This is a genomic window from Xanthomonas sp. NCPPB 3442 (assembly GCF_056725145.1).
In genome coordinates this window covers 1,797,003-1,820,307 of sequence record NZ_CM161514.1, presented here as the reverse complement: position 1 = coordinate 1,820,307, position 23,305 = coordinate 1,797,003, and the positions used below count along the sequence as shown (strand labels likewise).

General features: G+C 65.2%; 20 protein-coding genes. 14 read left to right on the top strand and 6 right to left on the bottom strand.

Translation table 11 applies throughout. The features are described 5' to 3' along the window. Positions 1-339 precede the first annotated feature (339 nt). Complete coding sequence (hpaM, locus tag AC1POX_RS07765; protein WP_031421864.1) at positions 340-1,392, top strand: type III secretion-associated outer membrane-bound protein HpaM; 1,053 nt, start codon at positions 340-342, stop codon at positions 1,390-1,392. A gap of 67 nt (positions 1,393-1,459) precedes the next feature. On the opposite strand, the gene asnB is transcribed toward hpaM, so the two are convergent. From asnB to map, 6 genes are all read right to left on the bottom strand, one after another. After that, positions 1,460-3,154, bottom strand: a complete 1,695-nt coding sequence (gene asnB / locus AC1POX_RS07760) for an asparagine synthase B (protein WP_008576702.1) — start codon at positions 3,152-3,154, stop codon at positions 1,460-1,462. 293 nt (positions 3,155-3,447) lie between these two features. Then, on the bottom strand, positions 3,448-4,578 hold the full coding sequence (dapE, locus tag AC1POX_RS07755) for a succinyl-diaminopimelate desuccinylase (protein WP_014089758.1): 1,131 nt from the start codon (positions 4,576-4,578) through the stop codon (positions 3,448-3,450). Between the two features lie 245 nt (positions 4,579-4,823). Then, positions 4,824-5,180, bottom strand: a complete 357-nt coding sequence (locus AC1POX_RS07750) for an arsenate reductase (RefSeq protein WP_065628509.1) — start codon at positions 5,178-5,180, stop codon at positions 4,824-4,826. A gap of 192 nt (positions 5,181-5,372) precedes the next feature. Continuing rightward, entirely contained in the window at positions 5,373-6,569 is a 1,197-nt protein-coding gene (gene dapD / locus AC1POX_RS07745; RefSeq protein WP_008576699.1) for a 2,3,4,5-tetrahydropyridine-2,6-dicarboxylate N-succinyltransferase, read from the bottom strand. A gap of 20 nt (positions 6,570-6,589) precedes the next feature. Beyond that, a complete protein-coding gene (locus AC1POX_RS07740; protein ID WP_008576698.1) occupies positions 6,590-9,199 on the bottom strand; it encodes a [protein-PII] uridylyltransferase in 2,610 nt (869 codons plus the stop codon). Continuing rightward, positions 9,196-9,972: a type I methionyl aminopeptidase gene (gene map / locus AC1POX_RS07735; RefSeq protein WP_008576697.1), complete on the bottom strand. Its 777-nt coding sequence runs from the start codon at positions 9,970-9,972 to the stop codon at positions 9,196-9,198. Before map ends, AC1POX_RS07740 begins: the two co-directional genes overlap by 4 nt. A gap of 317 nt (positions 9,973-10,289) precedes the next feature. Here map and AC1POX_RS07730 point away from each other — a divergent pair, with 317 nt between their 5' ends. From AC1POX_RS07730 to AC1POX_RS07670, 13 genes are all read left to right on the top strand, one after another. Continuing rightward, positions 10,290-10,814, top strand: coding sequence for a Csu type fimbrial protein (locus AC1POX_RS07730; protein WP_005911736.1), 525 nt, complete (start codon positions 10,290-10,292; stop codon positions 10,812-10,814). 8 nt (positions 10,815-10,822) lie between these two features. Then, positions 10,823-11,593 (top strand): fimbrial biogenesis chaperone, encoded by a 771-nt coding sequence (locus AC1POX_RS07725; protein WP_372356930.1) that lies wholly within the window; start codon positions 10,823-10,825, stop codon positions 11,591-11,593. 16 nt (positions 11,594-11,609) lie between these two features. Continuing rightward, on the top strand, positions 11,610-13,961 hold the full coding sequence (locus AC1POX_RS07720; RefSeq protein ID WP_372356929.1) for a fimbria/pilus outer membrane usher protein: 2,352 nt from the start codon (positions 11,610-11,612) through the stop codon (positions 13,959-13,961). Then, positions 13,958-14,992, top strand: a complete 1,035-nt coding sequence (locus AC1POX_RS07715; protein WP_011346898.1) for a Csu type fimbrial protein — start codon at positions 13,958-13,960, stop codon at positions 14,990-14,992. The genes AC1POX_RS07720 and AC1POX_RS07715 overlap by 4 nt, the downstream gene beginning before the upstream one ends. Before the next feature lie 48 nt (positions 14,993-15,040). Next, entirely contained in the window at positions 15,041-15,373 is a 333-nt protein-coding gene (locus tag AC1POX_RS07710) for a hypothetical protein (RefSeq protein WP_029819030.1), read from the top strand. Positions 15,374-15,375: 2 nt separating this feature from the next. After that, complete coding sequence (locus AC1POX_RS07705; RefSeq protein ID WP_372356928.1) at positions 15,376-16,101, top strand: fimbrial biogenesis chaperone; 726 nt, start codon at positions 15,376-15,378, stop codon at positions 16,099-16,101. 383 nt (positions 16,102-16,484) lie between these two features. Beyond that, complete coding sequence (rpsB, locus tag AC1POX_RS07700) at positions 16,485-17,282, top strand: 30S ribosomal protein S2 (RefSeq protein WP_011346896.1); 798 nt, start codon at positions 16,485-16,487, stop codon at positions 17,280-17,282. Positions 17,283-17,451: 169 nt separating this feature from the next. Continuing rightward, complete coding sequence (gene tsf / locus AC1POX_RS07695) at positions 17,452-18,330, top strand: translation elongation factor Ts (RefSeq protein WP_014089751.1); 879 nt, start codon at positions 17,452-17,454, stop codon at positions 18,328-18,330. A gap of 277 nt (positions 18,331-18,607) precedes the next feature. Then, positions 18,608-20,131, top strand: a complete 1,524-nt coding sequence (locus tag AC1POX_RS07690; protein ID WP_372356927.1) for a sensor domain-containing diguanylate cyclase — start codon at positions 18,608-18,610, stop codon at positions 20,129-20,131. Between the two features lie 106 nt (positions 20,132-20,237). Further along, positions 20,238-20,960, top strand: coding sequence for a UMP kinase (pyrH, locus tag AC1POX_RS07685; protein ID WP_005911727.1), 723 nt, complete (start codon positions 20,238-20,240; stop codon positions 20,958-20,960). A 187-nt stretch (positions 20,961-21,147) separates the two neighbouring features. Continuing rightward, positions 21,148-21,705, top strand: a complete 558-nt coding sequence (gene frr / locus AC1POX_RS07680) for a ribosome recycling factor (protein ID WP_005921623.1) — start codon at positions 21,148-21,150, stop codon at positions 21,703-21,705. A gap of 17 nt (positions 21,706-21,722) precedes the next feature. Beyond that, positions 21,723-22,481 carry a polyprenyl diphosphate synthase gene (gene uppS / locus AC1POX_RS07675; protein WP_011346894.1) on the top strand — a complete coding sequence of 253 codons (759 nt, stop codon included), beginning with the start codon at positions 21,723-21,725 and terminating at the stop codon, positions 22,479-22,481. Beyond that, on the top strand, positions 22,478-23,305 hold the full coding sequence (locus AC1POX_RS07670) for a phosphatidate cytidylyltransferase (RefSeq protein ID WP_372356926.1): 828 nt from the start codon (positions 22,478-22,480) through the stop codon (positions 23,303-23,305). Before uppS ends, AC1POX_RS07670 begins: the two co-directional genes overlap by 4 nt.

Sequence of the window (23,305 nt, the reverse complement as noted above, 5' to 3'; positions counted from 1 at the left end):
CCTGTTTGGAACGGCAAACCGCGTCTGGCTCGGTGTGCAAGTTACATGCGCAAAACGCCTGGAAACGGCCGCAGCCGTCGCTTGAAGGCGCCAAGACGTTCGGCGCAAGACGAATCGCACGCTGACAACATAGCGTGCGCAATGTGATGCAGGTCAGCCAAGCCGACCGTGCGGTGTGCTCAAGGCAGCCTCGACTGCGGCAACGTAATGAACCTGCGCCGAATCGAGCGGCTGCGCATGGGCTGGAACTTAACGTTCGGTGGGACACACTAGAGCCCGTCGCGAATGTGGAGTCTTGCTCCGCACATCGCCCTACTTCCCCCACTGACCGGAATCCGCATGCCTTTGCTTGCCCGCTCCGTTTCCGCCCTGTTGCCACTGATGTTTGCGACTGCCTGCACGGCAGCGCCGCCAGCCAAATCCGGCCCGCCGGATGCGCCCGTGGCTGCATGCACTGCCAAGGTACGTCCTGGCCAGGACCTGCAGAAAGCCATCGACAAACTGCCGCAAAGCGACAAACCCACGGTACTTTGCCTGGAAAAGGGCGAGTTCCCGCTCAACGGCTTGGTGTCGATCCATCGCGGCAACTTCACCTTGCGCGGCCAGGGCCCCAGCACCATCGTGCGCATGGCCGACGGCGTGCAGCAGCCGGTGCTGGTGGTTGGCGATTACGAAAACCAGCAGCCCACCGGCGTGATCCGCAACGTCAGCATCGAAGACATGCAGATCGTAGCGAGCACAGGCGACAAGGAGTTCATGCCCGAGCGCCCCTACCTGAGCAACAGCGCGGTGGTGGTGCGGTCCGGGCAAGGCATCCGGCTTGCAGGCCTGCAGGTCAACAAGTGCCGCAGCGCGTGCCTGCTGAGCGAGTACGACACCCGCGAGATCACCATCGAAAACAACGATGTGTCCGGCGCAATCTGGGACGGCGTCTCGTTCAACCGCACCGCCAAGGTCACGATGGTCAACAACTACATCCACGACAACGTGGCCGCCGGCTTGACCACCGAACACCTGGAAGACAGCGAGATCCGCAACAACCGTTTCGAGCGCAACGGCAGCCAGGGCATCTATCTCTCCGATGCGCGGCGCAATCGCTTCAGCAACAATCAATTCGACGGCAACAAGGTGGCCGGCGTGTTTCTGGCCTGCGCGATTCGTTATCGCACACCGGAGATTTTGTGCTGGGACAACAGCATGAGCCAGGACAACGTGTTCGAGAACAACCGTTTCGCCAACACGCCATTTACCTACACCATCGGCGTGGACCGCGCGGCCAACTGCACGTCGGCCGACTTCAAGCCGAACCTATGGCGCAACAACCAGGCCGACATGGCCGGTGTGGATATCGATCCGCAGCGCTATGGGTACTGCGTGCGTCACGAGCAATAAGACGCGCCGATCAACACAGCGGCCGGCCGTGCAGCGATGCATGCCGGCCGCTGCAGTGACTGCAACCTTACGAAGCCAGCGCCTGCGCGTGCACCCCGGCAATCGCGCGGCCCGATGGGTCGGCCATCGCGGCAAAACTCGCATCCCAGGCAATCGCCGTTGGCGACGAACAGGCAATCGACTTGCCGCCCGGCACGGTTTCCGCCGCCGCCTGACCGGGGAAAAACTGTTCGAACAAGCTGCGATAGAAATACGCCTCCTTGGTCTGCGGCGGATTGACCGGGTAGCGCCGGTCGGCGGCGGCGAGTTCGCGGTCGCTCACCTGCGCCTGTGCATGCGCCTTCAGCCCGTCGATCCAGCCGTAGCCCACGCCGTCGCTGAACTGCTCTTTCTGACGCCACAGGATCGATTCGGGCAGATAGCCGGCAAATGCCTCGCGCAGTACGCCCTTCTCCATGCGCGTTGCCCCACCGCTGGTCTTGTCGATCATCTTGAACCTGGCATCCATGCGCATCGCCACATCCAGGAATTCGCGGTCAAGGAACGGTACGCGTGGCTCCACGCCCCAGGCCATCATCGACTTGTTCGCGCGCAGGCAATCGTAGTTGTTGAGCGCGTCGAGCTTGCGGACCAGCTCTTCGTGGAATTCGCGCGCGTTCGGCGCCTTATGGAAATACAGGTAGCCGCCGAAGATCTCGTCGCTGCCTTCGCCGGAAAGCACCATCTTGACGCCCATTGCCTTGATCCGCCGCGCCAGCAAGAACATCGGCGTGGAGGCGCGAATGGTGGTGACGTCATAGGTTTCGATGTGGCGAATGACGTCGGGCAATGCATCCAGGCCTTCGTCGAAGGTGTATTCGAAGCCGTGATGCACGGTGCCGAGCGCCGCGGCGGCCACTTCGGCGGCGGCCAGATCCGGCGAGCCTTTCAAGCCGATCGCGAACGAGTGCAGGCGCGGCCACCAGGCTTCGGTGGTGTCGTTTTCTTCGATGCGGTGACGGGCATAGCGCGCGGCAACGGCCGCAACCAGCGAAGAATCCAGTCCACCGGACAGCAGCACACCGTACGGCACATCGGTCATGAGCTGACGGTGCACGGCGCGCTCGAATGCTTCGCGCAATTCCTGCAGTTGCACCTGTACACCTTCCACCGCGTCATAGTGGCGCCAGGCGCGCTCGTAGTAACGGCTCAGTGCGCCGGTGGCGCTGTCGTACCAATGGCCCGGCGGAAACTGCGCTGCATCGGCGCAGTCGTCCACCAGCGATTTCAGTTCCGAGGCCACACGCAAACGGCCTTCGCGGTCGTGTCCCCAGTACAGCGGCACCACGCCGATCGGGTCGCGCGCGATGATGACGCGCCCTTCCGTCTTGTCCCAAAGCGCGAATGCAAAGATGCCGTTGAGGCGGTTGAGATAGGAGGCCGGCGTATCTTCGCGATACAGCGCATTGATCACCTCGCAATCGGAGCCGGTCTGGAATGCGTACGGCTGCAGCAGCTCCGCCTTGAGTTCGCGGTGGTTGTAGATCTCGCCATTGACCGCCAAGGCGAGCTGCCCGTCATCGGAGAGCAACGGTTGCGAGCCTCCGGCCGGATCGACGATGGCCAGGCGCTCGTGCACCAGGATGGCACCGGTATCGACGTAGACGCCGCTCCAGTCGGGCCCGCGGTGACGCTGCCGCTGCGAACATTCCAGCGCCTGCCGGCGCAGCGCCTGCAGGTCGTCACCGGGTTGCAGGCCGAAAATACCGAAGATGGAACACATGGAAACTCTCCTGAAGAACTGCGGGGGGTGGCGGCCGGGTGAGAGCGTGCTGCATGGATTGACGCCCATAAAAAAACCCGCATCGGTCGATGCGGGTTTTTCTGGTTCCTGGGCGCTTGGTGGACGTCGCCTAGTCGCAGATCCGCATCGGCCGCGCACGATTATTCGCGCGCAGATTGCTGCGGTTGGCGTTATTGAGGTTGGCGAGGCGAAGGACCATGTCGGCGACGCTAACGGTTCGGTGGTACCGGCGCAACTGTTTCAGTGGCAACGACGGCGTCTGCGTGGCCCGCTCACTCGACCAGCAGGCGCTCGATCAACGTGCGGTACAGCGCCGGTAGCGCCTGCAGGTCGGCGACGCGCACATGCTCGTCGACCTGGTGGATGCTGGCATTGACCGGGCCCACTTCGATGCATTGCGCACCCAGTGGCGCAATGAACCGCGCATCGGAGGTGCCGCCCCCGGTGCTTTCTTCCGGCGGCGCACCGGCGAACTCCCCCAGGACCTCACGCGCGACGCTGCGCAACCGCCCTTCCGGGGTATAGAACGGCTCGCCGCTGCGGTGCCAGCGCAGCGTGTAGTCCAGCGCATGCCGATCGAGCAGCGCGGTGATTTCAGCTTCCAGGCGCGGCGCGTCCCAGTGTGGCGTATAGCGCAGATTGAAGGCCACCTGCAGCTCGCCAGGAATCACGTTATTGGCGCCGGTGCCGGCGTGGATGTTGGAAAGTTGCAGGCTGGTGGGCGGAAAGCTTTCGAAGCCGTCGTCCCATTGCCGCGCCACCAGTTCGGCCAGCGCAGGCGCTGCCAGATGGATGGGGTTGCGCGCCTTGTGCGGATACGCCACATGCCCCTGCACACCCTTCACGGTCAACGTGCCGGACAGGCTGCCGCGACGGCCCACGCGCAACAGATCGCCCAGGCGCTCGGTGGACGACGGTTCGCCGGTGATGCACCAGTCGATCGTTTGCCCGCGTTCGCGAAACACCTCGGCAACCCGGCGCACGCCATCGATGGCATCGCCCTCTTCGTCCGAGGTCAACAGCACCGCCAGCGTGCCGGAGTGCGTTGGGTGTGCAGCGACGAATTGCTCTGCGGCGACCACGAACGCGGCCACGCTGCCTTTCATGTCCGCTGCACCACGCCCATACAACACGCCGTCGCGGATCTGCGGATCGAACGGGTCGCTGGTCCACGCCTCGCGCGGGCCCGGCGGCACCACATCGGTATGCCCGAGCAACACCAGCACCGGCGCACCGCTGCCATGGGTTGCCCACAGATTCTCGACCTCGCCCAGGCGCAAGCGCTCGCAGCCGAAGCCGGCTGCGCGCAGGCGCTGCGCAATCGCGGCCTGGCAACCGGCATCCGCCGGCGTTACCGAGGCACGTGCAATGAGGTCACAGGTCAACTCCAGCACATCGCTCATGAAACGTCACCGCAGTAGGGCCGCAGCGCGGCGTTGATGGAGGGATCGTGTCTGCATCGATCGGCGTGGCTTGAACGCACTTGCAGTGGTGGAAGCTAACCGGTTTGCAGGCAGTCGTCGCGTCATTGCCGGCGCGAGGTCGAACGGCTTGCCCGGCCGATGAGCGCGCGATCAACATGCCAGACATCACGCATCACGACGATAGCGGCAACACCATCCGCAGCACCATCGAAAACCGCAGTCGCTTAGCCAACGCCGAATAGCTTCTTGAAGCCGTTGTCGGAAAAGCCCTGATGCAGCGCGCCCTCGTCGGTGATGACAAGCGGCCGCCGGATCAGCTGCGGGTACTCGCGCAGCAACAGCTTCCATTCGGCCGCACTGCCCGCCGCCTTGCGGTTGTCCGGCAACTGCCGCCAGGTGGTCGAAGACTTGTTGATCAACACATCGAATCCACCGACTTGCTGCGCCCACGCCGCCAGAGTCTCCGGCTCCGGCTTGTGATCGCGATAGTCGACAAACGTATACGCCACACCAAAACGATCCAGCCACTTGGCGGCTTTCTTGCAGGTATCGCAGTTTTTGAGTCCGTAGAGCGTGGTCATGCGAAATATCCCAAAAGGCGGTTTGCAGAGCCCCTCACTTCTCGAAAGGGGGTGCGATAAAACTGCGTGCAACGCGACCGGCAGGCGATCTCACAAGCGCGCTTGGACGCGCGTGTCATCGCAGCGGCCGAGAGTGCCAAAGGCGCACCCTCGACCGGCGCTGCGCGTCATCTGTTGCCGCTGCGAAGCGGATTAATCCGCCAGACCACGCAACAGTTCGTTGACGCTGGTCTTGCTGCGCGTCTTGGCGTCCACCTGCTTGACGATCACCGCGCAATACAGCGAGTGCGAGCCGTCCTTGGAGGGCAGCTGCCCGGACACCACCACGCTGTACGGCGGCACATAGCCATAGGAAATCTCGCCGGTAGCGCGGTTGTAGATGCGTGTGCTCTGGCCGATGAACACGCCCATGCCGATCACGCTGTGGTGCCCGATGACCACGCCTTCCACCACTTCCGAGCGTGCGCCGATAAAGCAGTGATCTTCGATGATGGTGGGGCTGGCCTGCAGCGGTTCGAGCACGCCGCCGATGCCGGCGCCGCCGGACAAATGGCAGTGCTTGCCGATCTGCGCGCACGACCCCACGGTGGCCCAGGTATCGACCATGGTGCCTTCACCGACATAGGCACCGATGTTGGTGAAACTCGGCATCAGCACCACGTCCTTGCCGAAGTAACTGCCGCGACGCGCCACCGCGCCCGGCACCACGCGCACGCCGGCCTTGCGGAATTCGGCTTCATGGAAGCCGGCAAAGCGCGATTCCACCTTGTCCCAGAACGGCGCCGGCTGCGCTTCGATCACCGCCATCTCGTTGACGCGGAAATACAGCAGCACCGCTTTTTTCAGCCACTCGTTGACGGTCCAGCCGCCCTGCCCGTCCGGCTCGGCGACGCGAAACTGCCCGCTTTCCAGTCCGTCGATCACGCGATTGACAATGGCACGGGTGGAACCGTCGATCTCGTCCATGGTCAGCGTGGCGCGCCGTTCGAATGCGCTTTCGATGCCCAGTTTGAGTTCGTCGCTGCCGACCTGCGTTGCGGCGCTGTGCACGACCTGCTCTGCAATCGGCAGCTTCTTTGCCGCCGCAGCCTTCTTTGCGGCCGGTGCAGCAACCACCTTGGTCGGCTGCTTGGCCACGCGCGGTGCAGCGGACGTCGCGGACTTGCCGCCGGTCTTCCTTGCAGCGGTTTTCGGGCTTGCCGCATCAGATGCAGCAGCCTTTTTGCCGACAGCGGCAGCTGCCGCGCCCTGCTTGCCGACGCCAGCGCCTGGCTTGGAAGCGGCAACAGCCGGCACCTTGGCGGCCTTGGCCGTTGCACTCGCGCGCTTGGACGCTGCGGTGGGGGTGGTCGTGCTCTGCTTGCGCGCGGTCTTCTTGCTGGTGGCCATGGGGTCTCCGGAGTTGCTAGCTAGACAGGGTCAAGGCAGGCGCACAGCGCATCGCGCAGCGCCTGCCGGGCGGATTCGGACAACGGGCGGTCATGCTCGTCGGTGATCTGGAACTGGTCTTCGGCACGCTCGCCAAAGGTGGCGATACGCGCGTCGTGCACGCGCAGGTGCTGCATGCGCAACACGTGCGCGACATCGGCGAGCAGGCCGGGACGGTCGGGTGCGACCAGACTGATGCGGGTGCGGCGGCCGCCGGCGCTTTCGCTGAATTCCACCCGCGGTGCGAAGCGGAAATGGCGCAACTGGCGCGGCACTGCGCGGCGCGCCGGGCGCACCTTGTGCAGATCGCCTGCCAACACCTGACGCAGCGTTGCCGCCAGCCGCTGCGGGTCGCCGTCGGCATAGGTCTCCTGCGGCAACACTTCGAACACGTCGAAGATCGCATCGTGTGGCGCATCCAGCACACGTGCGCGATGGATGCCGTAGCCCTTGCGATCGAGCGTGGCCACGATGGCCGCAAACAGCCCATCGCGGTCCGGCGAATACACGAACACTTCCAGTGCGTCGTTGTCCGGCACCGCACGACGCGCCTTGACCAGGGTCTGGCCGATCTCCACTTCGATCAGCGAGGCCGCCTGCCAGGCCAATTGCTCGGGACGGAAGCGCAGGAAATTCTCGTCCGGCATGCCGGCGAACTGGCGGTCGATGGTGACGTCATCGTGCCCCTGCGCCTGCATCAAGGTACGCGCCGATTCGCGCGCTTCGCGTAGCCGTTCCTCACGCGGCGGCGGGTGTTCCAGGCCTTCGCGCAACGCGCGACGCGCGGCGAAATACAGATCCGCCAACAGCCGGTCTTTCCAGGCGTTCCACAGCTTGGGACTGGTGCCGGCAATATCGGCGCAGGTGAGCAGGTACAGATAGTCCAGACGCTCGCGTGTGCCCACCAAGGTCGCAAAACGGTGAATCACCTCCGGGTCGGAAATGTCCTGCTTCTGCGCGGTGACCGACATGCGCAAGTGCTGCTCCACCAGCCAGGTCACCAGCTCGGTATCGCCTTCGCTCAAGCGGTGCGCCAGGCAGAACGCGCGCGCATCCACCGCGCCCAGTTCCGAATGATCGCCGCCGCGGCCCTTGGCGATGTCGTGGAACAGGCCCGCCAGCAACAGCAGTTCCGGCTTGCGCAGACGCGGCCAGACTTCATGGGCGATGGAGAAACGCTCATCTGCACGGCCGGCGGCAAACAACGCGATGTTCCGCAGCACCATCAAGGTGTGCTGGTCCACCGTGTAGACATGGAACAGGTCGAACTGCATGCGCCCGGAAACGCTGGCGAATGCCGGAATCCACTGGCCCAGCACGCCCAGCCGCGCCATGCGATTGAGCGTTTCCACCGCACGCGGGCCGCGCAGCAACGCCATGAAGCGTTCCCGGGCCGTTGCATCGGCAATGTCGTACGCCGGCAGATCGCGCAGGACCTCGGCCAGCGCGCGCGCGGTCAGCGAATGCAGTCCGCGCACCTCGCGATGCGCGGCCCATTGCGCAAACAGCGCGAACACCTGCAGCACATCGCCGTCCGGCCAGCTCTCGGCGTCGGCAGCCAGATAGCCGCGGCGCAGGCTGAAGCCGCCGCCCAGCGGCTCCGGCGTCGCTTCGCCATCGAACTGTTCTTCGAAGCGCTGCAACAAGCGGTCGCTGATGCGGCGGATCAGTGCAGCGCTGCGATAAAAGCGCTGCATCATTTTTTCCACGCCCAGGCTTTCCGGGTCGTCGGCGAACCCCAACCGTTCGGCCAGGGTCTTTTGATAATCGAACCGCAGGCGCTCTTCCGGCCGGTTGGCTACGATGTGCAGGCCGAAACGCAGACGGGCAAGTTCTTCGCGCTCGCGACGCAACGCGGCGGCCTCGTCGAAGCCGACATGGCCCAGCCCGACCAAGGCCTCCAGGTCCTTGACCCCGAACGCGCGCAAGGCCATCCAGCCCAGCGTCTGCAGATCGCGCAGACCGCCGGGGCCGTCCTTGATATCCGGCTCGAGATTATCGGCGGTGTCGCCGAAGCGCTGATGGCGCGCCAGCAATTCCTCGCGCTTGGCCTGGAAGAAATCGCGCGGCGGCCACACCTGCGGCGGCGCGATCGCCGTGGCCAGCGCAGCACGCGCCTGGCCGTCGGCCACCAGTGCGCGCGATTCGATCAAGGCAGTGAGCACGGTCTGGTCCGCCGCCGCAGCGGTGCACTGCGCTGGCGAGCGCACCGCGTGACTGATCGGCAAGCCCACATCCCACAGCAGCGCGAACAAGCGTGCCAGGGCCTGCTCGTGCTGCTGTTGCGCGGCGGTGTCGCCCAGCACCAGCACATCCACGTCCGAGCGCGGAAACAATTCGCCGCGCCCATAGCCACCGACCGCATGCAGCGACAAACCGCTGTCGGCCGGAATACAGCGCATCCAGGCATTGCGCATCAATTGGTCGACCGCGCGTGCGCGCAGCGCGACCAGACGCTCGATCGGCTCGCCCTGATCGAAGCGTTTGCACAGGCGCATGTCCGCATGCACCAGCAGCGGACGGGCCTGCGCGGCCCAGTCCGCGTCGCCGGCGACGCCCGGGTCGGGTCGCTCCGCCGGCGTGTCGGTCATACCGGCGCGGGCGAATTGGCCGACAGCGTCAACACATCCACGCCGTCTTCGGTCACCGCAACCATGTGCTCCCACTGCGCAGACAACTTGCGGTCCTTGGTGACCACGGTCCAGCCGTCCGGCAGCGTCTTATGGTGATAGGTGCCTTCGTTGATCATCGGCTCGATGGTGAAGGTCATGCCCGGCTTGAGCACCAGCCCTTCGCCCGGACGGCCGTAATGCATGACCTGCGGCTCGTCGTGATACACCTTGCCGATGCCGTGGCCGCAGTAATCGCGTACCACGCTGAAGCGCTCGGCTTCGGCGAACTTCTGGATGGCATGGCCCACATCGCCCAGCGTGGCGCCCGGCTTGACCGCCCGGATGCCGCGCCACATCGCTTCATATGTCGTTTCGACCAAGCGCTTGGCCATCACCGACGGGGTGCCGACGTAGTACATGCGGCTGGTGTCGCCGTGCCAGCCGTCCTTGATGACGGTGACGTCGATATTGACGATGTCGCCGTCCTTCAACACCTTGGCTGCACTCGGGATGCCGTGACAGATCACGTTGTTGACCGAGGTACACACGCTCTTGGGGAAGCCGCGATAGCCGACATTGGCGGGGATGGTGCCCTGCACGTTGACGATGTGGTCATGGCAGATGCGGTCCAGCTCGGCAGTGGTCACGCCCGGCTTCACGTGCGGCGCGACCACATCGAGCACCTCGGCGGCCAAGCGGCCGGCGACACGCATCAGTTCGATTTCTTCTTTGGTTTTCAGATTGACGCTCATGGCCACGATTATCGCCGATCCGGGCTGAATCTGAACGACCAGCGCACGCGCTTTTTTGCGGACGCAACGACTGGCCTCAAGCGGACCGCACAGCAGAAAACCGGCGCAGCCGCCTATTCATGCGTGACGCCGTGCACGCGGCGTCAAAAAACATCCTAACGAAGTCATCCATAGGACATCGCACTTTTGCCAATAAAGCGAGTCAGGACAGCTAGATAGCGTGTGAATTCGGCGTTATGTTTGGCACAGCTGATGCATTGCAGGGAAGGCGACGACTCGTCGCGTCATCAATGACCAGAACGGTCAAGGAAATGTCCATGCGTACTGTCCGCCCTGTCCTGCTATCGCTCGGCCTGCTTTCGACCATTGGCATGGCGAGCGCGGCAGACACCACCACCTTCAACGTCAAGATCGCGGTCACCAAGGCCTGCACGATCACCGCCGCATCCGCCACGGACGTCGACTTCGGCTCGGTACTCTCGACCTCGACCGCCAATGCGGACGCCAACGGCAGCGTGACGGCCCAGTGCACCGCATTGACGCCGTACAACATCGCACTGAGCGCGGGCAGCAATGCCGGGACTGCCAACGACGTCACCACCCGCCGCATGAAAAATACCGACGCGCTGGTGACCACCAACAACTACATCGCCTACCAGCTCTACCAGGATCTGGGCCGCAGCACGGTCTGGGGCAGCACCACCGGCACCAACACGCTCAGCCGCACCGCCACCGGCCTGAACCAGGTCTACCCGGTCTACGGCCGCGTGACCAATCCGTCGGCCAACAATCCTGCGACCGGTAGTTACCAGGACACGATCACTGCCACGATCGTCTATTGAGCCCGCGCATGCCTGTGCATCACCGCCCGTTGTCACGTTTACCTGCCTGGCTGATGTCGGCCGGGCTGGCGATGACGCTGGTCATGGCCAACGGCGCCGTGCCGACGCCGGCGCATGCCGCCAGCCTGCAGTTGGCACCCACATCGCTGAACCTGAGCGCCCAGCAGACCGCCGACGGCCTGTGGCTGAGCAACAGCGGCAGCGCGCCGGTCCAGGTGCAGACCCGCGCCTATCGCTGGACCCAGCGCGATGGGCAGGATCAGCTCGACCCCACCCAGGATCTGCTGGTCAGCCCGCCGATGCGCACCCTGGCCGCTGGCGAGCGCCAGTTGATCCGGGTCATCCGCGCCGGGCCTGCCCCGAGCGGGCAGGAGCAGTGTTACCGCATCATCGTCGACGAGCTGCCCAGTGCCGATGCCGACCGCAAAGGCATGCAGTTCGTGCTGCGTTATTCGGTGCCGATCTTCCTGCTGCCGCCCGGCAACACCGAACCTTCGCCGACCCTGAGCGCGCAGGTGGTTGCCGGCAGCGATGGCAAGGCGCAGATCCAGATCAGCAATACCGGCACCGGCCATGCGCAGGTCGCCGACCTGCGGCACCAGGTCGATGGCGCAACCAAGACCGCGTTGAACGGCTTGGTCGGTTATGTACTGCCCGGGCAGACCATGCGTTGGTCGCTGGGTGCGCCGCTGGCGCAGTTCGGCCGCGGCACCATCATCGCAAGGATCAATGGTGAGGCTGACGAACGTATCTTGTTGGCCGCGCCGACGGCGCCTTGATGCGGCGCGGCTGGCGATGACGCTCCTTGCGACCGCCAGTTGCCTGGGCAGCGCCGCAGCCGGCGATCTGGCCGATGTGACGTCGCTTCCCGATCAGCCGCCACCCAGCGCCACGCCACAGCCGCAAACGCTGTATCTGGACGTGACCTTGAACCAGGCCGACCGCGGCTTGGCACCATTCGAACTGGTCGACGGGCGGCTACGCGGCTCGGTGGAAACCCTGCGCAAACTCGGCTTCATCCTGGCCGACCGCGTGCCTGGCGAATTGGTCGATCTGGACCGCCTGCCCGACGTGGAAGTGCGCTACGACGCGGCGCTGCAGCGGCTGGCGCTGCAGGCGCCGCTGGCGCAGCTGTCGTTGTCCACCACGGTGCTCAAAGCCGAAGAAGTGGCCCCGCCCAGCGCCACTGCATCGCCCGGCATGCTGCTCAATTACGACCTGTATGCCACCCGCAATGCCGGCGTCAGCAGCGCGTCGCTGGCCACCGAAGTGCGCGCGTTCGGCATCGGGCGCGGCATGGTCGATACCACCGCGGTCTTCCTGGGCTACGACCGCCCCCAGGACAAACGCTGGCGCAGCGAAGCGGTGCGTCTGGACAGTGCCTGGCAGATGGATTTCCCGGACAGCGCCACCAGCCTCAGCGTGGGCGATTTCTATAGCGGCTTTGTCGACTGGAGCCGCTCGATCCGCCTGGGCGGCGTGCAGATCGGCCGCAATTACGCCTTGCAACCGTATCGGGTGCTGACGCCAACGCCGAGCTTTCTCGGCGAAGCGGCAGTGCCTTCCACCGTTGAGCTGTATGTGGACGGCTTGCGCCAGTACAGCGGCCAGGTGCCGGCCGGCCCGTTTCAGCTGGCGGCGCAACCGGGCATCAGCGGCACCGGGCAGGCGCAGATCGTGGTGACCGATGCGTTCGGACGCGTGCGTCGGCTGGATTTCGCGTTCTATGGCACACCGCAGTTGCTGGCGCGCGGCATTTCCGAATGGTCGGCCGGCATCGGCCATCTGCGCCGCGACTACGGCGTGCGCTCGTTTTCCTACGACCGACGCCGTGTGGCCAGCGCCACCTTTCGCAAAGGCCTGCGCGACGATTTCACGATCGAAGCGCAAGCCGAAACTGGCGGCGGCGTGATCAACGCAGGCGCAGGCGGCGTGTGGCTGCTTGGCGTGGGCGGTGTGGTCAATGCCGCCTACGCGCACAGCCGGATGGACGCGCTACGGGGCGGCCAGTACGTGCTGGGCTACGCCTGGAACAACCGGCGTTTCAACGTCAATCTGGGCAGCCAGCGCACCCATGGCGATTATCGCGACCTGGGCGCACTGCAAGGCGCCCTGCCAGCGCGCGTCAGCGACCGCGCAGCACTCGGGGTCAACGTCGACCCGATCGGCTCGCTCGGCACCAGCTATGTGCGGCTGAGCTATCCGCAAGGCGATACCTCGCGCTATGCGAGCGTGTTCTGGTCCCGCAGCTTCGGGCGCAACTGGGCGGCCAATCTGTCGGGCAATCAGAATCTGGATGTCTCCAGCGATCGCAGCCTGTACCTGTCGCTGTCGACCACCTTCGGCGAAGTGCGTCAGGCCAGCGCATCGATGCAGCGCAACGGCGAGCGTACCGGCCTGGTGGCCGACGTCAGCCAGCCGCTGCCTGGCGATGGCGATCTGGGCGGCATCGGCTGGCGCCTGCAAGGCCGTGCCGGCGACGACGCCAGCGGCGGGCTGGCCGAACTGGGCTGGTTGAACCGGGTCGGCCGCTACAACCTCGGCGCCGCAACCCAGGACGGCGACAGCTTCGGCTATGCCAGCGCCAGCGGTAGCCTGGTGTGGATGAATGGCCGCACCTTCGCCGCGCGCGATATCCAGGACGCGTTCGCGGTGGTCTCCACCGACGGCCAGCCAGGCATTCCGGTCCGCCTGGAAAACCGCCTGATCGGAGTCACCGACGCGCGCGGCACCCTGCTGGTGACGCCGTTGCAATCCTGGCAGCGCAACCAGCTCTCCATCGACACCTTGAGCCTGCCGGCAGACCTGCGCGTGGACCGTGTCGACACCACGGTGACACCGCGCCAGCAATCCGGCGTGGCGGTGCGCTTCGGCATTACCCGCGTGCGCGCCGCCATCATCGTGCTGCACGACGCGCGCGGCGCGCCGCTGCCCGTGGGCAGCGTGGTACAGCGCGACGGCAGTACCGAACGCGTGGTGGTCGGCTACGACGGCGAAACCTATCTGGACAATCTGCAACGCGACAACCGCATCCTGGTCGACCTGCCCGAGGGCCGTTGCGTGGCGCAATTCGCGTATCCCGCCGATCCGGGCGGCATTCCGCGAGTGGGGCCGCTGCAGTGCATCCCTGAGCAGACCACGCCATGAGCATGTCCACGCTTTGGCGCCTGATGCTCGCGCTGACGATCGCGATGGTGTGGCTTGGGCCCAGCGAGCGGGCGCACGCAGAGACCACCTGCACCGTCACCCTCGGCACACCGTTGGCATTTGGCAACGTGGCGGCCAACGGCACCACCGATGCAGTGGCAACACTCAACGTTTCCTGCGCGACTGCCGCGCTCAGCGTGCTGGGCTACGCACAAGTCAGCCTCTGCCTGGACCTTGGCCCCGGCAGTGCCAGCAGCGGCGTGTATGCCCCTCGTCGCATGCTCAACTCCACCAGCGACAGCCTGGATTTCCAGATCTACAGCGAGGCAACCCGCACGCAGATCTGGGGCGCCACCGGGTCGGCGGCTCCCTCGCCGCGCACCTTGACACTGTCCTACAACGTGCCGGTCATCACCGGCGGCTCGCAGACCGCCACCATCACCGTGTATGGGCGGATTCCGGCCAACCAGATCCTTTCGGTCGGCAACCACACCAGCAGCTTTGGCGGCGCCGACACCGTGCTGCGCTACTCCTACAACGAAAGCATCATCGGGGTACCCTCGCTGCCGAGCAGTTGCACGGCAGGCGGCACCGGCTCCAAGACTGCCAGCAACGCCTTCCCGTTCACTGCCTCGGCGACCGTGCCGGCACGCTGCAATGCCTACGTCACCACCGACCTGGACTTCGGCAGCATTGCCGGCAGCATCGACACCGCCATCGATCGCACCTCCACCATCAGCCTGGCCTGCACCAACCGCACCGCCTGGAATATCGGCCTGGACAATGGCAGCAATGCCAGCGGCAGCGTGCGGCGAATGCGCCACGCCAGCAGCGCCAATTACATCAATTACGAGCTCTACAGCAATACCGGTCGCAGTAATCGGTGGGGCACCGTCATCGGGGTGGATACGCTGGCAGGCACCGGCAATGGCACCACCCAGACGGTCACCGTCTATGGCCGTGCGCCGGCCCCACAACTGCCGATTGCCGGCGCCTATACCGACACGGTGACCGTCTCCATCACTTACTGACAGTTAATAAAGTTCGTATCGGGGGCGTCGCTATTCGTTACGTCTCCAATGCAAACGATTGCCTCCATGACGCAGGTCACCTTCCTGAAGCGCTTGGCCCTGGCTGCTCTCGCTTGCGCCGCGACGTCTGCCGCCGCGAACGCAGCCACCGCGCGGGGGCCGGAAAATTCCACGCTCCACATCGGCCTGCGTCTGCTCAGCGGTTGCGAATTGCGTACCGCGCCGCCGCGCGCCAGTTGCTCCAGGGGCACGCCGATGGCGATCGCCGAGCCGCCCAGCAGCAATGAGGCACCCACCGTCACCAGCACCGGCCAGGACGCCAGCGCGCTTGCCGGGCCGCTGCCCGCCGGCAGCGCGCGCATCACCACCATCGCGTTCTGAGCATGGCCACTGCTCGCCACCTTCGCGATCTGTTGGCCTGGGCCCTGGCCCTGGGCTGTATGGCAGCAAGCGGGGCCGCCAGTGCTGCCGAGATCGCCATCGCGCCGACCACCGCGCACATCCCGGCCGACAGCGACCAGGCAACGGTCTGGCTCTACAACCAGGCCGCGCAACCATGGCGTGCCGACGCCAAGCTCTACCGCTGGCGCCAGGACGGTGAGCGCGAACTCCTCGAGCCAGCCACCGGCGTCACGGTCAGCCCGTCGCACTTCGAAATTCCGTCGCAAGGCCGGCAGCTGTTGCGCGTGATCCGCCTCGGCCCCAGCCCCACGCAGGCCGAAGACAGCTACCGGCTCGTGGTGACCCAGCACGCGATCGGCAACGAGACCGACCTGCTGCGTTATTCCACCCCGGTGTTTGCACAGCCCAGCCAGGCCAGCGCAGCGCAACCGGCGTTGCACGCCAGCCTGGCCGGGCACGGCAGCCAGCGCGCGTTGCGTATCCACAATTCCGGCTCCAGCCATGCGCGCCTGGCCGACCTGGCCTATATCGATGCCGGCGGCACCCGCCGCAATATCCGCGGCGACCTGGCCGGCTACGTCCTCCCCGGCCAGACCCGCCAATGGGCCCTGCCCGCCAACCTGCCCACAGGCAGCGGCCGCTTCGTGGCGCGTATCAACAGCGATATCGAAAGCACGTTGGCGCTGGAGCCGGGAATCGGGAATTGAGAATTGGGAATGGGTCAAGCCGATTGCGCTAGCTGATCGTGGGCTGGTGAAGGCCCAAGCGAACCAGGCTCTCCGATTCCCGATCCCGATTCCCGATTCCCGCCAATTGCGCCACGCCCACTCGCCAGCTATACTCCGCCGGCTGTTTTGCGTCTCTTGCGCATTGCGTCGTCCACGTCGGACGTCACCGACGAATTCACACCTGCTGCCGCCATCCGCGCCGGGGTGCCCTCACACAGGGTTCGTCGCGGAGGCAACAGGGAAGCCCAACCCCGGAATCGTGTGCGTTTTGATGCGAGCCCCTCGCAACAGCCCGCACATCCATGTGCGGACTTTTCAACAACAAGCCGCGCACGGCGATTCCGCTATCAGGAGTTTTTTCAATGCCCCAAGTCACCATGCGTCAGATGCTGGAAGCCGGCGTCCATTTCGGCCACCAGACCCGCTACTGGAACCCCAAGATGGCGCCGTACATCTTCGGCGCGCGCGGCAAGATCCACATCATCAACCTCGAGAAGACCGTTCCGCTCTTCAACGACGCGATGAACTTCCTCTCCTCGGTTGCGCAGAAGCGCGGCACCGTGCTGTTCCTGGGCACCAAGCGCAGCGCGCGCGAGTCCATCAAGGAAGAAGCCGAGCGTTGCAACATGCCGTTCATGACCCAGCGCTGGCTGGGCGGCACGCTGACCAACTTCCGCACCGTCAAGCAGTCGGTTGCCCGCCTGAAGGAACTGGAAGCGGCTGAAACCGACGGCACCTTCGACAAGCTGGTCAAGCACGAAGTGCTGGGCCTGCGTCGCGAGCGCGAGAAGCTGGACGCCTCGCTCGGTGGCATCAAGGAAATGAACCGCCTGCCCGATGCGATCTTCGTGATCGATATCGGCCATGAAGACATCGCCATCAAGGAAGCCAAGAAGCTCGGCATTCCGGTGATCGCCGTGGTTGACACCAACTACGATCCGGCCCTGGTCGACTACGCCATCCCGGGCAACGACGACGCCATCCGCGCCGTGCAGCTGTACGCACGCGCCGCTGCCGACGCCGTGCTGGAAGGCAAGGCGGCTGCGCCGAACTCCGCTTCGGTGCGCGAAGAAGAGTTCTCGGCCGAGTCCGCCGACGAAGGCAAGGGCCGTCGCGCTCCGGCCAAGAAGGGCGACAAGAAGGCTGACGCCGCCGAGTAATCGGCGTGCAATGCGGCCGCACCATGCTGTGCGGCCGCAGTCCCGACGGCGCCCTCGCGCTCCGTCGCTGAGGCTACTGCATACATCTACGGGGGCGGCGGCATGCCGCACCGTCTCCTACTGGCGGAATCGCTTCCGCCGCACGCATTCGTCCATATGAGGTAATTCCATGGAAATCACTGCTTCCCTGGTCAAGGAACTGCGCGAGCGCACCGGCGCCGGCATGATGGAGTGCAAGAAGGCACTCGTCGAAAACGCAGGCGACATCGACGCCGCGGCCGAGTGGCTGCGCAAGTCGGGCCTGGCCAAGGCCGACAAGAAGGCTGACCGCGTTGCCGCCGAAGGCCGCATCGCCACCGCCCAGGCCGGCGGCAAGGCCGTGCTGGTCGAAGTCAACTCCGAGACCGACTTCGTCGCCAAGGACGAGAACTTCCTGGCCTTCACCGAGGTCGTGGCCAATGCCGCACTGAACTCGAACGCTGCCGATGCCGAAGCGCTCAAGAGCGTCAAGCTCGACAGCGGCGAGACCATCGAAGAGCGTCGCGCTGCGGTGATCGCCAAGGTCGGCGAAAACCTGCAGGTGCGTCGCCTGGTCCGTATCGACAGCGCCAACAACGTCGCGGCCTATGTGCACGGCGGCCGTATCGGCGTGCTGGTCGAACTGAAGGGTGGCGACATCGAGCTGGCGCGCGGCATCGCCATGCACATTGCGGCGATGAACCCGCCGCACGTCAAGGCCTCCGACGTTCCGGCCGAATTCGTTGCCAAGGAAAAGGAAATCGAACTGGCCAAGATGTCCGAAAAGGACAAGGCCAAGCCGGCCGAGATCCTGGAAAAGATCATCAGCGGCAAGATCAGCAAGATCGTCAACGAAGTGACGCTGTACGGCCAGCCGTACGTGCTCAACACCGACCAGACCGTCGAGCAGGCAGTCAAGGCCGCCGGCGCCGACGTGATCGGCTTCCAGCGCCTGGCCGTTGGCGAAGGCATCGAGAAGGTGGTGGAAGACTACGCCGCCGAAGTGATGAAGCAGGCCGGCCTGGCCTGATCTTCCCCGCTCGGAAAAAAGCCGCGGCATGCCGCGGCTTTTTTTTTGCCTGTCGCTCGCGCATCCGCACACTGGCGCGAACCTGAAGCGAACGCATCCGGCACGGCGGCAAGCGGCCTCAACTCTACAGATGTCATCGGCATTGCCGTTACCTGAAGATGCCGACCAGGCTCTGGCGTTCCATCACGCATGTTTTGTGGCACGGCGATGGCGGAGCATGGCGCGCCCTACTCAACGACCGCAGCTGTATGCTTGTGGCCACTGTTGGCGATGACTCATGCAACCAGATCTCCAGGCCGCCCTGCACTACTGCCGTAACCTGCCCTCGCCGCCCGGCGTTGCGCTGCGCATCATCGAACTTGCGCAGGATCCGGACGTGGACATGACCACCACGGCCAAGGTCATCGGCATGGACATGGCATTGAGCGCACGTATGCTGCGGGTGGCCAATTCGCCGCTCTACGCCAGTCGCCGCCGCATCGACAATCTCGGCCAGGCGCTGACCATGCTCGGTCTCAACGCGACCTTGAGCCTGGCACTGGGCTTTTCGATGGTGCACGGCGTGCGCAGCACCTTCATCACCCACCCCTTGCACGAGCGCATCTGGCGCCGCGCCGGCCTATGCGCGCTGGCCATTCGCATCCTCGGCCAGGCCTACGGCATCCGCAAACCCGAAGAATTGATGCTGGCGGGCCTGCTGCAGGACATCGGCAAGCTGGCCCTGCTGCAGGGCGCGCCCGATTTATACGGGCCGTTGCTGGAACAGGCCGCCGACAACACCGCGCTGCTGGTTGCCGAACGCGAACAGCTGGGCGCCACGCATGCCGAAGTCGGCGCCTGGCTGGCGCATCAGTGGCAGCTGCCGCCGTATCTGCAGAATGCGATTGCGCAAAGCGAAGAAGAACCGGCAGGCCTGGAACCGTTCATGGCCTGCGTGGCGCTATCCGGGCGCCTGGCCGATATCTGGCTCTCGGCCAGTGCGGTCACTGCAACCGAACATGCGCAGCAGCAGGCGCAGGACGTGCTGGAGCTCGATGCCGAACGCTTCGAAAAAGTGATCGAACGCATCGCCGAATCGCTGCCGGAACTGGAGGCGCTGTTCGACATCCGCGTGCCGCAGCCCGAGCACATCCAGATGATCTTCGAGCAGGCGCGTGAACTGGCGATGCTGCGCAGCCTGCGCGAATTGCAGGACGTGGCCGAAGCGCGCCGGCATGCCGACGAATCGGAAAACCGCATGCGTCACCTGGCCGAACAGGCCAGCCGCGATGCGTTGACCGGGGTATTCAATCGGCATCAGCTCGGTACCGCGCTGACGCATGAGTTCGAACTGGCCTCGCGCCAGGGCTGGCCGCTGTCGATCGCCTTCATCGACCTGGACGAGTTCAAGCGCGTCAACGATGCGCACGGACATCTGGTCGGCGATGAAGTGTTGCGCAATTTCGCGCAAACGCTGCAACGCATGGTGCGCACCAGCGACCTGGTGGCGCGCTACGGCGGCGAAGAATTCCTGGTGATCCTGCCCAATACACCTGCCGATGCGGCGCTGATGGTGATCGAACGCATCCTGGCCGAAACCGCGCGTACGCCGATGGCGCAACTGCAGGGCGGCCCATTGCATATCACCTTCTCTGCGGGTCTTGCCACGCACGGCGGTGCCGAGCGCCAGTTCGACAGCATCGACCATTTGTTGCAGGCCGCCGACAGCACGCTGTATCGCTCCAAGCATCGCGGCCGCAACCGCGTCACTGCGTACGATGCGACCGATGTACCAACGCCGCCGAACCCGCGCGCGCATTGAGCAACCGGTCACGCCACTGCCAACAAAGGAATTTTTACCACGCCAGGTGACAGGCTTCCGCTAGAATTGCCGGCGTTTGCCGATCCCCCACCCCCGAGGTTTCCCCATGTCCGAACTTTCCTATCGCCGCATTCTTCTCAAACTTTCCGGGGAGGCGCTGATGGGGGACGGGGATTACGGCATCGACCCCAAGGTCATCAATCGCCTGGCGCATGAAGTGATCGAAGCCCAGCAGGCCGGCGCGCAGGTGGCGCTGGTGATCGGCGGTGGCAACATCTTCCGCGGCGCCGGCCTGGCTGCCAGCGGCATGGACCGCGTCACCGGCGACCACATGGGCATGCTGGCCACGGTGATCAACGCGCTGGCGATGCAGGATGCGCTGGAAAAGCTCGGCGCCAAGGTGCGCGTGATGAGCGCCATCAAGATCAACGATGTCTGCGAAGACTTCATCCGTCGCCGTGCGATCCGTCACCTGGAGAAGGGCCGCATCGCGATCTTCGCCGCCGGCACCGGCAACCCGTTCTTCACCACCGACTCGGGCGCAGCGCTGCGCGCGATCGAGATCGGTGCCGACCTGCTGCTCAAGGCAACCAAGGTCGACGGCGTGTACGACAAGGACCCGAAGAAGCACACCGATGCGGTGCGCTACGACAGCCTGACCTACGACCAGGTGATCCTGCAGGGCCTGGAAGTGATGGATACCGCCGCCTTCGCACTGGCGCGCGACAGCGACCTGCCGCTGCGCATCTTCGGCATGAGCGAACCGGGCGTGCTGCTGCGCATCCTGCACGGCGAGCAGATCGGCACGTTGGTGCAGGGCCGCAGCTGAGGTCGGGAATCGGGATTGGGGAATCGCAAGAGCGCACGGCCGCAGGCTGCACAGCGATCTCCAACCCGGCGCCCGGCGTGAAAAGGGGCGCCAAGTGAACCGGCTGCGCGGGTGCTGACGGCCCGCGAGTCGTGAAACCCCAGTCCCGGCTATAATCCCCGGATTCAGCTCCACACGGATTCCGGCGATGCTCACCCAGATCAAACAAGACGCGCAGACGCGCATGACCAAGAGCATCGATGCTCTGCGCCATTCCCTCACCACCATCCGCACCGGCCGTGCCTCGCCGGCGCTGCTGGACGGTATCAAGGTCAAGGCCTACGGCGCCGATACGCCCCTGAATCAGGTTGCCAGCATCAGCGTGTCCGAAGGCCGCTCGCTGGTCATCAGCCTGTTCGACAAGGGCATGATCAAGGACGTGGAAAAAGCCATTTACGCTTCGGATCTGGGCCTGACCCCGACCGTGGTCGGCACCGTGATCCGCCTGAACCTGCCGCCGCTGACCGAGGAGCGCCGCAAGGAGCTCAGCAAGTCCGTGCATGGCGAGGGCGAAGACAGCAAGGTTGCCATTCGCAACATCCGCCGCGACGCCAACCAGCAGGTCAAGGATCTGCTCAAGGACAAGGCCGTCACCGAAGACGAAGCCCGCAGCGCCGAGGACGATATCCAGAAGCTCACCGACAAGGCCATCAAGGACGTGGATGAGGTCGTCAAGGGCAAGGAACAGGAATTGATGACGGTCTGATCGTGGCATCGCCTGCCATGCATCCAGTCCCTTCTGCTGCTGTGCCGCGCCACATCGCCATCATCATGGATGGCAATGGGCGTTGGGCGCAGCGTCGGCGGCGTCCGCGCATGATCGGCCATCGCGCCGGCGCGCGCGCGGTCAATCGCACGATCGATTTCTGCCTGGAAAAAGGCGTGTCGGCGCTGACCCTGTTCGCGTTTTCCAGTGAAAACTGGGGCCGTCCGCAGGATGAGGTCGACGCGCTGATGAAGCTGTTCCTGCATGCGCTCGACCGCGAGGTCGAAGAACTGCAGCGACGTGGCGTGCAGGTGCGCTTCATCGGCGACCGCAGCCGCTTTGCCGCACCATTGCGCGAGCGCATGGCCGGCGCCGAGCGCAGCACCGCAACGAACTCGCGGCTGGTGCTGAGCATCGCAGCCAGCTACGGCGGCCGCCAGGACATCGCAGCGGCTGCCCGCGCATTGGCCGAAGACGTCGCTGCCGGCCGCCTGCAGCCAGAGCAGATCGACGAAGCGCTGCTGTCCAGCCGGGTCGCCCTGGCCGACCTGCCCGCGCCGGACCTGTTCATCCGCACCGGTGGCGACACCCGCATCAGCAATTTCCTGTTGTGGCAGCTGGCTTACACCGAGCTGTGGTTCACCGAAACCCTGTGGCCGGAGTTCGATGCCGGCGTGCTGCAGCAAGCGCTGGACGACTTTGCCGGGCGTGAACGCCGCTTCGGCCTGACCAGCGCACAGATCGCCGACAAGGCGACGGAGAGCTCCTCCGCATGACCAAGACTCGCGTGATTGCCGCGCTGATCATGGCGCCGCTCGCGATTTGCGCGATCGTGCTGCTGCCCACCCAATGGCTGGCAGCGCTGGCGGCGGTCCTGTTCCTGACCGGCCTGTGGGAGTGGCTCAAGCTCTCCGGGATCGACGACAGCCTGCCGCGCACCGTGCTTTTGACGCTCAACCTGCTGCTGATGGTGCTGATGGTGTGGGCCTCGGCCGGCTCGATGGTGCTGTTCCAGATTGCGTCGCTGGTCGGCGTGGCGTGGTGGCTGTTGGCGCTGCTGTGGCTGCGCTTTTTCACCTTCGGCGCCGATCATGGCAACGGCCAGGCGCGCGCACTCAAGCTGGCCGCCGGCACCCTGGCGGTGCTGCCGGCATGGGCAGCGCTGGTGCTGCTGCATGCCAGCCCGGACAAGGGCAACCTGTGGTTGCTGACCGCGCTGACCATGGTGTGGGCGGCTGACTCCGGTGCCTACTTCGCCGGCCGCGCGTTCGGCAAACACAAGCTGGCGCCGCGGGTCAGCCCCAACAAGACCATCGAAGGGTTGCTCGGAGGCCTGCTCGCCGGCATTGCGGTTGCCTGCGCGTTCGGCTGGCTGGCCGGGCTGACGCTGGCACATGTGCCGCAGCTGGTGCTGGTCTCCGCACTGGCGGTGCTGGCATCGGTGCTGGGCGACCTGTTCGAAAGCCTGCTCAAGCGCCACGCCGGCGCCAAGGACTCGGGCAAGCTGATTCCGGGCCATGGCGGCGTGCTGGACCGCATCGATGGCGTGCTCGCTGCCCTGCCGGTGTTCGCACTCGGCAAGGAAATTCTCGGATTCTAG

Coding starts and splice junctions, on each gene's coding strand:
- hpaM (WP_031421864.1), top strand. CDS start 340: ATGCCTTTGCTTGCCCGCTCCGTTTCCGCCCTGTTGCCACTGATGTTT.
- asnB (WP_008576702.1), bottom strand. CDS start 3,154: ATGTGTTCCATCTTCGGTATTTTCGGCCTGCAACCCGGTGACGACCTG.
- dapE (WP_014089758.1), bottom strand. CDS start 4,578: ATGAGCGATGTGCTGGAGTTGACCTGTGACCTCATTGCACGTGCCTCG.
- AC1POX_RS07750 (WP_065628509.1), bottom strand. CDS start 5,180: ATGACCACGCTCTACGGACTCAAAAACTGCGATACCTGCAAGAAAGCC.
- dapD (WP_008576699.1), bottom strand. CDS start 6,569: ATGGCCACCAGCAAGAAGACCGCGCGCAAGCAGAGCACGACCACCCCC.
- AC1POX_RS07740 (WP_008576698.1), bottom strand. CDS start 9,199: ATGACCGACACGCCGGCGGAGCGACCCGACCCGGGCGTCGCCGGCGAC.
- map (WP_008576697.1), bottom strand. CDS start 9,972: ATGAGCGTCAATCTGAAAACCAAAGAAGAAATCGAACTGATGCGTGTC.
- AC1POX_RS07730 (WP_005911736.1), top strand. CDS start 10,290: ATGCGTACTGTCCGCCCTGTCCTGCTATCGCTCGGCCTGCTTTCGACC.
- AC1POX_RS07725 (WP_372356930.1), top strand. CDS start 10,823: ATGCCTGTGCATCACCGCCCGTTGTCACGTTTACCTGCCTGGCTGATG.
- AC1POX_RS07720 (WP_372356929.1), top strand. CDS start 11,610: ATGACGCTCCTTGCGACCGCCAGTTGCCTGGGCAGCGCCGCAGCCGGC.
- AC1POX_RS07715 (WP_011346898.1), top strand. CDS start 13,958: ATGAGCATGTCCACGCTTTGGCGCCTGATGCTCGCGCTGACGATCGCG.
- AC1POX_RS07710 (WP_029819030.1), top strand. CDS start 15,041: ATGCAAACGATTGCCTCCATGACGCAGGTCACCTTCCTGAAGCGCTTG.
- AC1POX_RS07705 (WP_372356928.1), top strand. CDS start 15,376: ATGGCCACTGCTCGCCACCTTCGCGATCTGTTGGCCTGGGCCCTGGCC.
- rpsB (WP_011346896.1), top strand. CDS start 16,485: ATGCCCCAAGTCACCATGCGTCAGATGCTGGAAGCCGGCGTCCATTTC.
- tsf (WP_014089751.1), top strand. CDS start 17,452: ATGGAAATCACTGCTTCCCTGGTCAAGGAACTGCGCGAGCGCACCGGC.
- AC1POX_RS07690 (WP_372356927.1), top strand. CDS start 18,608: ATGCAACCAGATCTCCAGGCCGCCCTGCACTACTGCCGTAACCTGCCC.
- pyrH (WP_005911727.1), top strand. CDS start 20,238: ATGTCCGAACTTTCCTATCGCCGCATTCTTCTCAAACTTTCCGGGGAG.
- frr (WP_005921623.1), top strand. CDS start 21,148: ATGCTCACCCAGATCAAACAAGACGCGCAGACGCGCATGACCAAGAGC.
- uppS (WP_011346894.1), top strand. CDS start 21,723: ATGCATCCAGTCCCTTCTGCTGCTGTGCCGCGCCACATCGCCATCATC.
- AC1POX_RS07670 (WP_372356926.1), top strand. CDS start 22,478: ATGACCAAGACTCGCGTGATTGCCGCGCTGATCATGGCGCCGCTCGCG.